The organism is Methylobacterium sp. 22177 (assembly GCF_052045615.1).
GTDB lineage: Bacteria > Pseudomonadota > Alphaproteobacteria > Rhizobiales > Beijerinckiaceae > Methylobacterium > Methylobacterium radiotolerans.
Map to the genome: position 1 here is coordinate 1 of NZ_JBQEPK010000053.1, position 14,402 is coordinate 14,402.

16 protein-coding genes are annotated in these 14,402 nt (G+C 71.7%); 12 read left to right on the forward strand and 4 right to left on the reverse strand.

The annotated features are described in order from the left end of the window. Positions 1-441 precede the first annotated feature (441 nt). The 4 genes from ACTJK8_RS28205 to ACTJK8_RS28220 all read left to right on the forward strand — a co-directional run bounded on the left by ACTJK8_RS28205 (position 442) and on the right by ACTJK8_RS28220 (position 2,408). A complete protein-coding gene (locus ACTJK8_RS28205; protein WP_041372390.1) occupies positions 442-936 on the forward strand; it encodes a GAF domain-containing protein in 495 nt (164 codons plus the stop codon). Positions 937-1,052: 116 nt separating this feature from the next. Then, positions 1,053-1,202 (forward strand): hypothetical protein, encoded by a 150-nt coding sequence (locus ACTJK8_RS28210; protein ID WP_012321166.1) that lies wholly within the window; start codon positions 1,053-1,055, stop codon positions 1,200-1,202. A gap of 209 nt (positions 1,203-1,411) precedes the next feature. Then, positions 1,412-1,636: a hypothetical protein gene (locus ACTJK8_RS28215; protein ID WP_440762883.1), complete on the forward strand. Its 225-nt coding sequence runs from the start codon at positions 1,412-1,414 to the stop codon at positions 1,634-1,636. 316 nt (positions 1,637-1,952) lie between these two features. Next, a complete protein-coding gene (locus tag ACTJK8_RS28220; RefSeq protein ID WP_012321163.1) occupies positions 1,953-2,408 on the forward strand; it encodes a MucR family transcriptional regulator in 456 nt (151 codons plus the stop codon). Between the two features lie 85 nt (positions 2,409-2,493). On the opposite strand, the gene ACTJK8_RS28225 is transcribed toward ACTJK8_RS28220, so the two are convergent. After that, a complete protein-coding gene (locus ACTJK8_RS28225; protein ID WP_308631011.1) occupies positions 2,494-2,697 on the reverse strand; it encodes a hypothetical protein in 204 nt (67 codons plus the stop codon). 176 nt (positions 2,698-2,873) lie between these two features. Between ACTJK8_RS28225 and ACTJK8_RS28230 the strand changes: the two genes are divergently transcribed. Together ACTJK8_RS28230 and ACTJK8_RS28235 are read left to right on the forward strand one after the other, a co-directional pair. After that, positions 2,874-3,122 carry a DUF6894 family protein gene (locus tag ACTJK8_RS28230; RefSeq protein ID WP_012321161.1) on the forward strand — a complete coding sequence of 83 codons (249 nt, stop codon included), beginning with the start codon at positions 2,874-2,876 and terminating at the stop codon, positions 3,120-3,122. A 29-nt stretch (positions 3,123-3,151) separates the two neighbouring features. Further along, a complete protein-coding gene (locus ACTJK8_RS28235; RefSeq protein ID WP_012321160.1) occupies positions 3,152-3,430 on the forward strand; it encodes a hypothetical protein in 279 nt (92 codons plus the stop codon). 9 nt (positions 3,431-3,439) lie between these two features. On the opposite strand, the gene ACTJK8_RS28240 is transcribed toward ACTJK8_RS28235, so the two are convergent. After that, entirely contained in the window at positions 3,440-3,568 is a 129-nt protein-coding gene (locus ACTJK8_RS28240; protein WP_012321159.1) for a hypothetical protein, read from the reverse strand. Positions 3,569-3,773: 205 nt separating this feature from the next. On the opposite strand from ACTJK8_RS28240, the gene ACTJK8_RS28245 reads away from it, so the two are divergent. The 4 genes from ACTJK8_RS28245 to ACTJK8_RS28260 all read left to right on the forward strand — a co-directional run bounded on the left by ACTJK8_RS28245 (position 3,774) and on the right by ACTJK8_RS28260 (position 7,047). Then, a complete protein-coding gene (locus ACTJK8_RS28245) occupies positions 3,774-4,304 on the forward strand; it encodes a DUF3016 domain-containing protein (RefSeq protein WP_440762884.1) in 531 nt (176 codons plus the stop codon). Between the two features lie 193 nt (positions 4,305-4,497). Further along, the gene (locus ACTJK8_RS28250; protein WP_440762885.1) at positions 4,498-4,992 is read left to right on the forward strand and encodes a YciE/YciF ferroxidase family protein; all 495 of its coding nucleotides are present in this window, start codon (positions 4,498-4,500) and stop codon (positions 4,990-4,992) included. A 202-nt stretch (positions 4,993-5,194) separates the two neighbouring features. Next, positions 5,195-6,685, forward strand: a complete 1,491-nt coding sequence (locus ACTJK8_RS28255; RefSeq protein WP_024828894.1) for a sensor histidine kinase — start codon at positions 5,195-5,197, stop codon at positions 6,683-6,685. Next, positions 6,682-7,047: a response regulator gene (locus tag ACTJK8_RS28260; RefSeq protein ID WP_012321155.1), complete on the forward strand. Its 366-nt coding sequence runs from the start codon at positions 6,682-6,684 to the stop codon at positions 7,045-7,047. The genes ACTJK8_RS28255 and ACTJK8_RS28260 overlap by 4 nt, the downstream gene beginning before the upstream one ends. 155 nt (positions 7,048-7,202) lie before the next feature. Here ACTJK8_RS28260 and ACTJK8_RS28265 read toward each other — a convergent pair whose 3' ends face one another. Next, positions 7,203-7,400, reverse strand: coding sequence for a hypothetical protein (locus tag ACTJK8_RS28265; RefSeq protein ID WP_063112057.1), 198 nt, complete (start codon positions 7,398-7,400; stop codon positions 7,203-7,205). A gap of 48 nt (positions 7,401-7,448) precedes the next feature. Next, positions 7,449-11,789, reverse strand: a complete 4,341-nt coding sequence (locus ACTJK8_RS28270) for a S8 family serine peptidase (RefSeq protein WP_440762886.1) — start codon at positions 11,787-11,789, stop codon at positions 7,449-7,451. A gap of 353 nt (positions 11,790-12,142) precedes the next feature. On the opposite strand from ACTJK8_RS28270, the gene ACTJK8_RS28275 reads away from it, so the two are divergent. Both ACTJK8_RS28275 and ACTJK8_RS28280 read left to right on the forward strand, forming a co-directional pair. Further along, complete coding sequence (locus ACTJK8_RS28275) at positions 12,143-13,198, forward strand: helix-turn-helix domain-containing protein (RefSeq protein ID WP_440762887.1); 1,056 nt, start codon at positions 12,143-12,145, stop codon at positions 13,196-13,198. A gap of 1 nt (position 13,199) precedes the next feature. Next, on the forward strand, positions 13,200-14,390 hold the full coding sequence (locus ACTJK8_RS28280; protein ID WP_440762888.1) for a transporter substrate-binding domain-containing protein: 1,191 nt from the start codon (positions 13,200-13,202) through the stop codon (positions 14,388-14,390). Positions 14,391-14,402 lie beyond the last annotated feature (12 nt).

Genomic DNA, 14,402 nt, shown 5'->3' on the forward strand with positions numbered 1-14,402 from the left:
GAAGCTTCTTGATCATCTGGTCCTCTGTCTCCCGTTGGACGGGATGTGTGCGGGGCGGACAGGACGTCAGGATGTGCCGGCGCGATAGTGCATCGTTGCAACAGCGCCGGTGGGGGTCCCGAGCCGGTGGGCCGGAAGGTGCGCTGGAGCACATCATCGCGGCCTCGTGATCCAATGGTGCGGAACTATTTCGAGATTTCTGTCACGGCGTCTCGCCGCGGTGGCCAATATGCGGTGGCCGGCTCCGCTCATCTCCGCGCGGTGACCTGCAATCTCCGCGTGGCCGCTCGCCATCGGCGGACCGCTTGATCCAGGTTGTTGCCCGCGGTGTCGGCGCTGGCCAAGCTCGTGCGCCGGTTGATTTCGGGTGACGGCGACGTCGCGCGGCGGCCCCACACACCCTGTTGCTCGCTGGATCGGAGTGCGCGCGCCGCGCCCGCCATGGATGAACGCTTCCTGGATCCTGCCTCGGGTCTGGCTCTGGCCTGTCGCCGTCTGGCGACCGCCTGCTCCCTGGAGGACATGGTCGCGATCCTTCGCGGGACGGCACGGGCGATCGCCGGATCCGACGGGATCGCGGTGGTGCTGCGCGAGGGCGACGCCTCCTTCTACGCCGCCGAGGACGCCATCGAGCCGCTGTGGCGCGGCCGCAGGTTCCCGCTGACGTCGTGCATCTCGGGGCACGCGATGCTGGACGACGCCACCCTCGTGATCCCGGACATCGAGTCCGATCCCCGGGTGCCTATCGCCCTCTACCGCCTGACCTCGATGCGCAGCCTCGTGATGGTGCCGATCGGCTCGCCCGAGCCCGTCGCCGCGCTCGGCGCCTACTGGTGCGCCTCGGTCATCCCGGACGACGCGACGGTCCGCCGGCTCGAGGCGGTGGCCCGGCACGCGGCGGCCGCCCTGGCGCGAATGCGTCCGGCGGGGTCGTAGCGGTCGGGGCCGCGCGGCCCGGCGACGGCGCCGGGATCCGGCCCGCGGCGGGATCGATCGGCCGTCCCGGCCGTTCCCCGCCTCCAGGCCCCGCACGGAAGACCTAGACCCGCCACATGAAGCGCCTCACCCTCATCGGCATCTTCGTCGTCCTGCTGCTCGCCATCGTGGCGATCGCGGCCACGTGGTCGAAGGTCACGCCCGTCAATCCGGCGGTCGCGCCGGACACGTCGGCGACGCCCAATCCCACCGGCGAGCGGAAATGAGGCCGCGGTGACCCAGCGCCCGGCACGCCGCGCCTGACCGGGGACCCGCCGGGGTCCGTCGGTCCGGAGGCGCCCGCATCCTCCGGGACGGACGGGGTCGGCCCGCACCGCGGTCCCGGCGCCCGGCGGCGCGGCGGTCCTCCGGGGAACATGCGGTGGCCACCCGCCTTCCCTACACGAGGGGCCGCGAGGCCGGTCGGGAGGGACCGATGGGACAGGATGTCGACGCCGCGCGCGAAGTCCTGGGAACGGTCCCGCCGGGCCGGCCGCTAGCCCCGGAGAAGCGGCCCGACCCGGCCGCCGGCGGCAGCGGTCCGCACGCGCCGGGACCCGTGGATCCCGGACCCGACGCGGCGCCGGAGAGCGGCGGCTACGACACCCGGCCGCCCGCGCCGCAGCCGGATAACCGGAAGGGCGGATACGGGGCCGGCTGAGGCGCTCGAATTCCCTCTACCTGCCCATCGCGTTCGCTGCCGGGACGCGCCGCTCGTCGGAGGCGTCCGCGGACGCCCGGCGGCGCTCGCCGGCATGGCCCGGGGCTGTCGCGCCGGCATCCGGATCGCCCGCGACCGGGGCGCCGAGATCCTCCGCGATCCACGCGGCGGGGCGACGGATCGCGCGCCCGGCGGCGTCCGCGCGGCGCGGGAAAATCTCGAGATATTCGTCGAGTCTTCGTTCTATATTTACGCTGTTTAAACCCTTGCCGCGCCCAAACCGTAGGAACGTAAATCGCTTGCTGAAAGTCCGATCATGAATGAGACCTTCGATGAGACTTCCAACACCTTGGCCGCGATGACCGCCGAGCTTGTCGCCGCCTACGTGTCGAACAATCCGGTGCCGGCCGCGGAACTGCCGGCGCTGATCGTGCGGGTGCACGGCGCGATCAGCGGGCTCGTCGCCGGGACGCCGACGGCGGCCGGCGCGGCTCCGCAGGTCGAGGTCGAGAAGCCGAGCGCGACCCAGATCCGCAAGTCGGTCCGGCACGACGGGATCGTCAGCTTCATCGACGGCAAGCTCTACAAGACGCTGAAGCGCCATCTGGCCAGCCACGGCCTGGACCCGCGCAGCTACCGCGACAGCTACGGCCTGCCGACCGACTATCCGATGGTCGCCCCCGGCTACGCCGAGCAGCGCTCCGCCCTCGCCAAGGCGATCGGCCTGGGCCAGCCCGGCGCCATGGCGCGGCGCGGCGGCTCGGACCGCTGATCCCCGACAGGCCTGTCGCCGCCCGGCGGCGACACCGCCGCCGGCCCGGACCGCCGCGCGGGCGCCGGTGAGCGCCGGTGAGCGCTCAATCCCCCGGGCCTCCGTGGCGCCGCCCCGGACCTCCGCTCGTCTCGGTGCGGCCGCGGGCGTAGCCCAGGGATACCAGACCCCCCTGCCGGGCGAGGCGCCGCTCCAGCGCCTCGAGATCGACCAGCGCGTCCGCGATGGCGGCGACGAGGGCGGTCCACGCGTCGCCCCGCGCCGCCCGACGATAGGCGACGGCGATCATCTCGGCCTCCCTGAGACGAATCTCCGCAGGGGCCGCGTCGGGATCAGGGTGCATCGCCGCTCGAATCCGTATAGAACATATCACGAACAAAGCGCATCGATGCGGCGGGTTCAATCGCCGATGCGCCCTGTTCCCGGATCGCGGTGGAGTGCTGTGGATTGATCGAGAGAAGCGCAATGCCGACGCGGCTTTACCGTTTCCACTGCACGGACGGCCACGAGCTGGTGACCGACCTGCGCGGCAGCCGGTTTCCCAACGCGGCGCAGGTGCGCGCCCACGCCGAACGGGTCGCGCTCGCGCTGATGGAGCGGGTCGTGGAACGGTTCGACTGGTCGGGCTGGCAGGTCGAGGTCTACGACGCCAAGGGGCGCCGGGTCTGGATCCGGGCCTTCCCGGACGTGAGCGTCGACAGGCGGGCCGCCTGAGACCGGCGGCCGCGCAGTAGGAGAAGCAGATGGCGTTCAAGCCGAAATCCGCCGCCGAGACCAAGGCGCGCGATCTGGGGCTCGCCCTGGCCCGGATCGCCGAGGAGGCGGGCCTGCCGGCCCATATCGGCGTCGACCGCTTGCGGCGCGCCAGTCCCCGGCTGACCCCGCTGGCGGTGGGTCAGATGGTGCGCCGGGAGCGGGACACCGTGGAGGCGACCCTGGCCGAGCGCGGCCTGACGCTCGTCGACTATTCCGATCAGGGACCGGGTCGCGGGATGGAGTTCGTCATCGACGCGGCGGCCTGAGCGGCGCGGTCAGGCCGTCGCCGGGCGGCTCCGCAGAAGGCGGCCGATCAGGCGGAACGGCAGGAGCGGCAGCTTGAACAGCGCCGTGACCACCAGCACCGCCACGACGGTGAGAAGCGCGAGAACAGAGTTCATCATGCGCGTCGGACTCCCATGACCGGCTCGCCCCTCGGGCCGGGAACGCTACGAGGCGCCCGGAACACGGCGAGACTATGAACGCGCGGGAGCCATTCGGTCGCAGCCGTCCATGCGCGCGGGGCCCGGGATACCGGGCTCCGTTCGGGCGGTTCCATCCGGCAGGCCTGCCGGGGGCGGGCCCGCATCGGGCGGAGAGGAGTTCGGTATGCGCACGCGTCTCGCCGCAGGATTGGCCACGCTCGCGGTCGCGACCCTGCTGTCGGTGCCCGGGCCGTCCGCGGCCCCGGTTCAGGCACGGGGACAGGTGAACGTGCGCTACGCCGCGCCGGACCGGTTCACCGATGCCGAGAACCGCTTCGGCTCCGGGCAGCCGCTCCGGGTCACGCTGGCCGAGTTGACCCGGATCTTCACGGATCTCGGCGCGGCGCGGCTCCGCCCGGATGAGCGCCTCGACATCACCGTGCTCGACGTCGACCTCGCCGGCTTCGACCGGCCCGGCTTCGCGACCCCGACCGGCCTGCGGGTCGTGACGGACGCCACGCCGCCGCGGATCCGCCTGGCCTACAGCCTGCGTCGCGGCGGTCGCGTCGTCGCGCAGGGCGAGGACACGGTGACGGACATCAACTTCCTGCTGACGTCCAACCCGCGCTTCTCCACCGGCGGCCTCTACTACGAACGGCAGATCCTGCGCGACTGGTTCGCCCGGCGCTTTCCGGAGCCCGCGGGCCGCGGCTAGAGGCCCTCGGCCGGCCCGACGACATCCTCGGTGAGGGGGCCGGACCGGCACCGGGCTGGCACCGGTCCGCGGCCGGAGGAGCCCGGCGGGGCCGCGGCCGTCCATGGCGGCGCCCGGGCCGGATCGGTCCGGCGGCCCGGAACAGCGCCCGGCCCCCCGGGTTCGCCGGGCATCGCGGACACAGGAGGCGACGATGTCGGGACCCGACAGCCTGAAAGAGGTCTATCTCGACGAGATGCAGGATCTCTGGTCGGCGAACGACCAGATGGTCCGGGCCGTGCAGGAACTCGGCGGCCAGGTCAGCGACGCCAACCTGAAGCGGATGCTCGACCGCTCCGTGGACGGGATCCGGAAGCACACCGACGTGCTGAAGAGCCTGATCCGGGCCAATGGCGGCGAGCCCCGACCGGAGCCCTGCAAGGGCATGGAGGGCCTCGTCGCCGAGGCGCTGAAGCACGGGATCAAGGCGGCCTCGCCCGACCCCCGTCTGCGCGACGTGGCGATCATCGCGCAGTATCAGCGCATGTCGCATTACGGCCTCGCCGGCTTCGGCTCGGCGGCCGCCTACGCCAAGGCCCTCGGCCGCACCGACGACGCGTCCAAGCTGAAGCAGGCGGTGGACGAGATCTGCGAGGGCGACGCGGCCGCGAGCCAGCTCGCCGAGGCGGTGGAGCGCGCCGCGGCCTGAGGAGGCTGCGGGGCGCGGGATTCGGTCATCCGAACCCGGCGGGCCGGGTCGGCACCGACCGGTCCCCTATCAGGCACGGGGGCGGTGTAGTAGCCTGGGCGTGACCCGCCCGCCGGGACGGCCCACCCGGCCGGTCGCGGAACGGGCTTCCGCCATCCGCGCTGCGCTCGCCCGAGCTGGAGCCTCACGAGTCGGTCACCGCATGAGCGAGGCCTGCATCTTCTCGGCCGGCTGCAGCGAACTCGCCGACCTCGTCCGGACCTACGACTGGGCGGAGACGCCGCTCGGTCCCATCGCCGGCTGGCCGCGGAGCTTGGTCTTCGCGGTCAGCACGCTGCTGCAATCGCCGGTGCCGATCGTGCTGCTCTGGGGCGAGGACGGCATCATGATCTACAACGATGCCTATTCGAGCTTCGCGGGCGGGCGCCATCCCGCGCTCCTCGGCTCCAAGGTGCGCGAGGGCTGGCCGGAGGTCGCCGACTTCAACGACAACGTCATGCGCGTCGGCCTGGCCGGCGGGACGCTGTCGTACAAGGACCAGGAACTCACCCTGCACCGCTACGGCCGGCCCGAGCGGGTCTGGATGAATCTCGACTATTCGCCGGTCTTCGGCGAGGACGGGCGCCCCGCCGGCGTCATCGCCATCGTGGTCGAGAGCACCGAGCGCGTGCTGGCCGAGCGCCGCCTGCGCGCGAGCGAGGAGCTGTTCCGCACCCTCGCCCAGGGCATTCCGCAACTCGTCTGGCGCGCCGCGATCGACGGGGCCTGCATCTGGTCGAGCCCGCAATGGCAGGCCTATACCGGGCAGACCGACGCGACGAGCCTCGGCTGGGGCTGGCTGGAGGCGGTCCATCCGGGCGATGAGGCGGTCGCCGAGGCCGCGTGGCGCGAGGCGCCGGTGAGCGGCCACCTCTCCTTCGAGCACCGGCTCCGCAACGCGGCCGAGGACCGCTTCTGCTGGTTCCAGACCCGGGCCGCGCCGGTCCGCGACGCGCAGGGCCGGATCGTCGAGTGGCTCGGCACCTCGACCGACATCGACGATCTGCGCCAGCTTCAGGAGCGGCAGCAGGTCATGGTCGCCGAATTGCAGCACCGGACCCGCAACCTGCTCGGCGTCGTGCGCTCCATCGCCAAGCAGACGATGGCCCAGACCGGGCCCGGCGAGACGTTCCGGCAGCGGTTCAACGACCGCCTGTCCGCCCTGTCCCGGGTTCAGGGCCTCCTCTCGCGCTCCGACCAGGAGCCGATCACGCTCCGTTCCCTGATCGAGACGGAACTCGCCGCCCTCGATGCTCCGGCCATGCAGGCGCGCATCCGGCTCCACGGGCCGGTGGTGCGGCTGCGCAAGGCGACGGTGCAGACCTTCGCGCTGGCCCTGCACGAGCTCGCCACCAACGCGCTGAAATACGGCGCGCTCACCACCGCGCACGGGCGCCTGAGCGTGACGTGGCGGACCTACAGGGCGGACGATGGCGGCGGCCGGCTGCTGGTGGAATGGGTGGAGGAAGGCCTCGTCCGCGGACCGGAGCTGGCGGACGCGGTGCCGCGCGGCGGCTACGGGCGGGAGCTGATCGAGCACGCCCTGCCCTACGCCCTGAAGGCGACGACCAGCTACGAACTCGGCGCAACGGCGCTACATTGCTCGATCAACATCCCGCTCCCCGAGGGAGAAGCCACAGGCAGCCCCGCATGACTCCGAAACCACGCGCGCTGGCCGGCAGGCGGGTCCTGCTGGTCGAGGACGATTACTTCATCGCCGTCGATCTCAAGTCCGGCTTCGAGGAGGGCGGCGCCCAGGTCCTGGGCCCTGTCGCCAGCGTCGACGAGGCGCTGGCGCTGATCGCCGGCACGTCCGAGATCGACGCCGCGGTCCTGGACATCAACCTGCAGGACGAGCTCGTCTACCCCGTGGCCGACGCGCTGCGCGCGCGCGGCGTGCCCTTCCTGTTCGCGACCGGCTACGACCCGGTCGCCGTACCGTCGCTCCACGGCGCCGTGGCCCTCTGCCAGAAGCCGATCGACCCGCAGATCGTCGCGCGCGCCCTGTTCGGCTGAGATGACCGGTCCCGCCGGCGGCGTGCGGTCGGCGACGCGCCGGATGTTTCCCGTGAAACATCGTCGCAGGCACATCGTCCCGCGCTGCCGCCCGTGCGGATCGCGGGGGCGCTGACCCCGATCCCGCGGTGACGTCACGGGCGGGGTGGCGGCCGTCAGCGATCCCCGAAGAGGCGCACGATCGCGCCGGCGAGCAGCCACAGGCCCCGCAGGAGCCACCAGAGCAGCCGGCCGGCCTGGACCAGCAGCTCGACGGCTTCGAGACCGTCGACCAACCGTCGGAAGAGGCCGGGCCGGCGGGACGCCGGCTCGGCCTCGATCGGCGGCTCATCCCGGCCGTCTTTCCCGCCCATGCACGCCTCCGGAGCCCGGCACCGGCCGGGGATGGGCGGCGCCGTTCCTCACCACGCGGCCTGGAGGCCGGCGGTGAACACCTGCGCGGTGGCGTTCGGGCGCAGCTCGCCCGTGTAGCCCACCGACAGCTGCACGCCCTCGGCGACCGCACCGGTCAGGCTCACTCCGAGGACCGCGCCGTCCCGGCCCAGCGCGCTCGTCCGGCTCGCGAACGCCGCCCCGAACAGGTTCGACCGGACCAGCGCCGCCGTGTCGGCCAGCTCGTGCGCCCAGTACGCCCGGCCCTCCAGCCGCAGGTCCGGAATGCCCGCCAGCGCCCAGCTCGTCACGCGCCCACCGACCAGGCTGCGCGCCGCGTCGAGATCCGCCACCGCGAACCCCTGGCCGCCGAAGCCCTGGTTGACCAGACCGCCCCGCTCGGACACCCGGCCCCGCGTCAGCCGATCGTAGCTGAAGCCCACCTCCGGCACGAGCTCTACCGGCAGGCCGGTCGCCAGCGTGTAGCCGGCAAAGCCCGATACCCCGCCGTTCCAGCCCGACGACAGCCCGGAGGCCTGCGACACCGCCGTGCCCAGCGCCGCCGTCCGGTCGACCCGCCCGTCCGCGTACGACACCCCCGCTGTGCCGCGCAGGATCACCGCGCCGAGCCGCGTGCTGGCGTACAGCGTGCCGCCGTAGCTGTCGGTGGTGAACCGGCCCAGCCCCGCGCCCCGCGACGTGCCGCCCTCGCGCAGGTAGCTGAACGCCGCGCCCACCTGCGTGTCCGCCCCGACCTGACGGTCGACGCCCATCAGCAGCCCGCCCGCGTCGAACCCGGCGCCCGTGGCCGCCCGGTCGCCGGCGCGCGCGCCGAACCCGTACAGCGCGTCGGCCCAGACCCGGCCCTCGCCCACCGCCAGCGGCGCCGCCGCCGCCCCGGCGCCGCCGCGTACCTGCAGCGCCGTCCGGTTCGGGCCCGGGCCCGGATCGCCCGCGCTGAACGCGCCCGCGCCGCCGCCCAGGCCGCGCTGGTGCCGGTCGATCGTGTCGGAGAGCAGCCGGCGCGCGGCGAGGTCGGTCATCACCGCGTCGCCGTAGCTCTGGCCCGACAGGCTCGCCAGGCCGCCCGGCAGGGTCGCCTGGTTGGCCGCGTAGAGCGGGTCGAACACCCGCGCCCGCGCCGCGTCCGGCCGCGTGCCGGCGGCCGGGCGGGCGAGGTCCAGCGCCGCGCCCACGGCCCGGGCGTTGCCGGTCTGGGCGAGGCCGAGGCCCGCGAGGTTGCCGTAGGCGGCGGGGGTGACCACGAGGTCGAGGCCGGTGGCGGCGTAGAGCGCGTCGAAGCGCGTGCCGGCCGGCAGGCCCGCCGCCGGCTGGGCGAGCCCGGTGAACGAGCCCGACAGCCCGGCTTGCGCGGTGAGCACGCCGAAGCGCTGGCCGAGCGCGGGGGTGAAGCTGTTGCCCGCGTTGCCGGTGATGCCGCGCAGCTCCGGCACCAGGGTGCCGCTGGCCGAGACCGTGCCGGTCGGGCCGAGCGCCAGGAGGCGGGCGTAGCTGCCGGCGCCGGTGCCGGTGCCCGGGCCGTCGATGTCGAGGCCGAGGCTGCTGCCGGGGTTGAACGCCACCGGGCCGAGGACGGTGAGCGTGCCGGGGGAGTTGCCCGGCCGCAGGGCGCCGGCGACCGTGACCGGCGCCGCGATGGTGCCGATGCCGCGCAGGGTGCCGGCGGCCGCGACGGTGACCGGCGAGGCCCAGAGCCCGTTGAGCGACAGCGTGCCGGCCTGGACGGTGGTCGGGCCGGAGAACAGGCCGAGGCCGGTGAGCGTGAGCGTTCCGGGGCCGGTTTTGGTCAGGCTGGTCGGGCTGGCGGTCTCCAGGATGGCGCCGGCGTAGGTCGAGGCGGCCGCGTTGGAGACCGTGAGGGCGCCGTTGCCGAGGACGGCGGAGGCCGGGCCGGCGAGGTCGGTGAGCGTGAAGGCGGTGCCGCCGAGGTCGAGGGCGCCGGTGTTGGTCAGGCTGGTGAGCCCGGCGAGCGGGCCGGTGATCTGCAGGAGGCCGGCGTTGGTGAGCGTGCCGTTGAACTGTCCGGAGAGGCGGGCGACGCCGGTGTTGGTCAGGTCTGTGGTGAGGGTGCCGTCGCTGGCCACCAGACCGGCATTGCTGAGGCCGCCGGAGGCGGTGAGGCTGGCGGTCTGGGCGACGGCGACGAGGCCGGCATTGGCGAGGGGGCCGGCGAGGCTGTAGCTGCCGCCGCCCGTGACGGCGAGGGTCGCGCCGGCGGCGTTGGCGAAGGTGCCGGCGCTGGTGACGGTCCCGGACACGGCGAGCAGGCCGGCATTGTTGGCGATAGCGCCGTCGATGCGGCCGGCGCTGGCCAGCACGGTGCCGGCATTGGTCAGGCCGCCACTGACCGTGCCGCTGGTGGCGAGCGTGCCGGTGTTGGTCACGCCGCCGCCGATGGCGCCGGCGTTGAGCGCTAGGCCGGAATTGGCGACTCCGCCGCTGATCGTGCCGCTGTTGGAAAGCGTGCCGGTGTTGGTCACGCCGCCGCCGATGGCGCCGGCGTTCAGCACTTGGCCGGCGTTGGCGAGCCCGCCGCTGATCGTGCCGCTGTTGGAAAGCACGCCGCCGTTGGTCACGCCGCCCGCGATAGCGCCACTGTTGAGCGCCAGGCCGGCATTGGCGACACCGCCTGTGACGGTGCCAGTGTTGATCAGGAGGCCGGCATTGCTGACACCGCTCTGGGTCCAGCCGGCGTTGATGTAGGTGCCGGCGCCTTGGATGGAGACCGGCGAGGTCAGGCTGCCGGTGGCGGACAAGAACAGGGTGCCGCCGGCGACGGTGGTCGGCCCGGCATAGGTGTCCCTACCGGCGAGTTCGAGGGTCCCGAGGCCAGTCTTGGTCAGTCCGCCGATGCCGGAGATGTCGTTGGCGAAGCGGCCGTAATAGGCCTGTCCGTTGTAGGTGGTGTTGACGGTCCAGTCGGAGGTGAACTGGCCGGGCCCGTCGATGGCCTTGCCGAGGTCGAGCAGGCCCCAGCCGAAGGTGGCATTCGGCCGGTCGGTAGGTCCGTCGCCGAGATGGCGGGCGGTGGTGAACATGGTCTGGGCAATCTGCGGCGCGGTCAGGAACGGGAACGCCTGACGCAACACGGCTGCGGCCCCTGCTACATGAGGCGCGGCCATCGATGTGCCGCTGATCGCGTTATAGCCAACGTTTTTCTGATTTTCAGGGCGGAGATCCTGCGGCCAAGTAGAATATATGTCTGTTCCGGGGGCAGATATACACCAATTTGCTGTCACGCCGCAGAAATTGCTATCAAATCTCACTTTTCCATTTATATCAACATTGACAACCGCAACGATCGATCCGGAAAGATCGGAAAAATTAGTTTGTGACTGGTCGACGGCTTGGCCGGATCGATCAACAAATTGGTAGACACCACTGGTTGAATTACTCGGCTTGATATATGGATATATTGCCGCCCCTGTCGGATTTGCGGCAATTATTTCCTGGTCGAAACGATCGTTTCCGGCAGCGAAGACGAGCAGCATGTCTTTGAGCGCCGCATTCCTTAAAGAATTGTATTCATTTGTTGCGCTTGAAATTTCGATTTCTTGCGTCCGCTCTAGAACATAGTTGGGATTTCTGACATATCTCTTTTGAATTTCATCGAATAGATATTTTGGTGAAAAGGAGGGTCCGTAGCTGCCGTTGAGAACCCGTGCGCCACGCTCGGCGGCAAAATCTACTGCTGCATTGATGTCGGTGAAAGCAGGTTGGAACCCGAACTTGTTTTTGATAGCAACCGCGTCATCGGCCGACATGATGGCGTTCAACGACAGTATCGTGCTGTCAAAAGCTACGCCCATCATTTGTCCACCGATTGGAGAGGCTCCGATCGTCCCTGAGACATGCGTGCCGTGGCCGTTGACGTCTGCGACGATCGCGCTGCTCAGCAGATTTGGTGGGTTGGTGATCCAGAAATTCCGCGACGCGTCAGATAGCCGGCCCGCAAATTTCGGATGGGTTGGATCGATGCCGCTATCGATAACTGCTACAAGGACGCCGCTGCCCGTGTAGCCGCGCGCGTAAGCATTTGCGGCGTTGATCGCCGCTAGCCCCCAGTCACCTCGGTACGCTGGCCAGCTCGCAATGTCTGCCGCTGTCAGCCCGGATGTCGAAGGCGAGCGCGCCGGCACGGTCTGCGCCGCCACAGGTCCGAGAGCCAGCGCGAGCGTCGCGAGCGAGCTGCCGACCAGCAATCCCAGGCGCACGGCACCGCGCCGCCGCGTTCCGCCGCCCGCGCCCGTGCTCGGATCACAGGATCCGGTCGTGTTCTCTACGTCGATATACTTCTGAATCACTGAAATGACCCCCGCCATGTCCGTTTCGGACTTTGCGAGGGGCATAGAAAACGCGACCTTAACGGACTATCGCAGGGCTGCCACAGTCGGGTCCGCGCGCGACATTCTGGTACGGCAAACCCCCATTCTGGGACGGAAGGAACCGTCCGGCAGCTCGCGTGTCAGGATTGATCCGAAAGCTGCGCCCGCGGCGCCCCGATCCGGCGGCCCCCGCGTCGAATCGCACGCCGCCGCGACAAACGACAGTGTACAGCCGCTCAGGTCGGCGGGAGACAGGGGGACTGTCCGGGTGGACACGGCTAACGTGCGGGATGACCGGACCGCGTTGCCACGCGTCAACTTGGGGCAGGCCCTCGTTCTTCATCGGTCGTGCTCACAGCAGGTGTCAGGCTCTACGTATGTCTTCCGAAGAGAGAAACCGGGACCCGGACGCGGCACCGGCCGGGGGTGAGGCGCCGGGCGGCGAGGTCGCCTGCCTGCGGTTCGAGCCGCCGGAGGATCGAGAGGCGCTCGGCCGGGCGTGGCAGGATCACCTCGCGCCGATCTTCGACGTGAGCTTCCGCCCGGAGACCGACCTCACCGTCCCGATCGCGATGCGCAGCTACCACCTCGGCGACCTGCTGGTCGGCGACGTTGTGGCGCCGGCCCACACCCTCGTGCGGACCCGGGAGATGATCGGCCAGCAGGGCCTCGACCACATCCTGCTGCAGTTCTACCGGCGGGGGCAGAGCCGCGTGGAGACCGATCAGGGCACCGGGCCCGTGAACGAGGTCCAGTGCATCGTCTTCGACCTCGCCCAGCCCGTGCGCATCGTGGCGGGCGCCGTCGACGCCACGAACGTCGTGATCCCCCGCGCCCTGCTGGAGAAGCAGGGCTGCCACCCCGACGCCCTGCACGGCCGCCCCCTCGACCACGACGGCGACCCGTTCGGGCGGCTGGTCCACAACTTCGTCGCCAACGTGGTCGCCTGCGGCGACCTCCTCGACCGCCGCGAGGCCCTGGCGGCCTCGGCGGCGATCACCCAGCTCTGCGCCAGCTGGCTGCGCGGGCAGGAGGAGGGGCGCCCCGCGCAGCACCAGGACGTCCGGATCCGGGTCCGCCGCCTGGTCGAGGCGGAGCTCGGCAACCCGAAGCTGACGCCCGCCCTGATCGCGATGCGGCTCGGCCTGTCGCGCTCGACCCTGTACCGGCTGTTCGCCCCCAACGGCATCGTGGCGTATATCCGCGACCGCCGCCTCATGGCGGCGATGCGGATGCTCGTGCGCGACGATGCCCCCAAACCCCTGCGCGTCTCGCAGGTCGCCTTCGCGGTCGGCTTCTCGGACGAGCGGACCTTCCGGCGGGCGTTCAAGCGCCGGTTCGGCTTCATCCCGAGCGACGCGTCCCAGCGCCTGGACACCGGCCCCGAACCCGCGCCCGGCGCCGTCCTGCGCAACTGGATCGAGAGCCTCTGACGTGCCGGGCCGGTCCGCCGGACGGCGGCGCGGCGGCGCGCCCGCTCGCGTCCTGTCCCTCTGTCTGTCCCTCTCCCTGTGTTTCGCGGCCGCCGCGCCGCTCGCCGCGGCCCCCGTCCGGGCCGAGACCGCGGACGCGGCCCCCGCGCTCCGCACCGGCGAGCCCGAGACGTGGCGGGTCGCGACGCATCCGGTGCCGCCCCTGGTCATGGACGAGGACGGCCGGCTGCGCGGGTTCAGCATCGATCTCTGGAACGCCGTCGCGCGGGAGCTCGGCGTCCGGACGGCCTATGTGCGCGTCGACGACCTGCCGGCGCTGTTCGCGGCGGTCTCGGACGGGCACGCGGACCTCGCCATCGCGGCGGTGTCGATCACCGCGGAGCGCGAGCGGCGGTTCGACTTCTCGGTCACGATGCTGGAGACCGGCCTGCGCATCGCCGTCCGGGCGGAGCCGGACGCCACCGGCTCGGCCACCGCGCGGGCCCTCCGGGCGCTCCTGAGCGACGCCGCCTTCCTGCAGGTCCTCCTGGGGCTCGCCGCCCTGATCCTGGCGGTGGCGGCCCTGGTCTGGTGGCTCGAGCGGCGCCACCCCGGCGGCATGGCGGCGCGCTCGGGACCGGCGCACGGCTTCGCCCACGTCGTCTGGTGGGCCCTGAGCAGCCTCGCCGCGCAGGCGGAGGAGATGCCGCGCAGCCCCCTGGCGCGCGCCGTCACGGTCGTCTGGCTGTTCACCTGCATCGCCCTGGTGGCGTGGTTCACCGCGGGCCTGACCAGCACGGCCACGGTGGAGCGCCTGCGCGGCGCGGTCAACGGCCCGCAGGACCTGCCGGGCAAGCGGGTGGGCACGGTCGCCGACACCACCTCGGTCGCCTACCTGGCGGACCATTTCGCCACCCCGGTGAGCTTCGCGACGCTGGAGGCGGCCTGCGCGGCCCTGCAGGCCGGCACGGTCGCGGCGGTCGTCTACGACGCCCCCGCGCTGGGCTACTACGCGACCCGGCCCGGCCACGAGGCCCTGCGCCTGGTCGGGGGCGCCTTCAACCGGCAATCCTACGGCATCCTGTTCCCGGCCAACGATCCCCGGCGCAAGCGCGTCAACCAGGCCCTCCTCGGCCTGCGGGAGGACGGCCGCTACGACGAGATCTACGGCCGCTGGTTCGGCTCCGAGAGCGGCGAGTCCCAGGGCCGCTGATCAAGGCCGCTG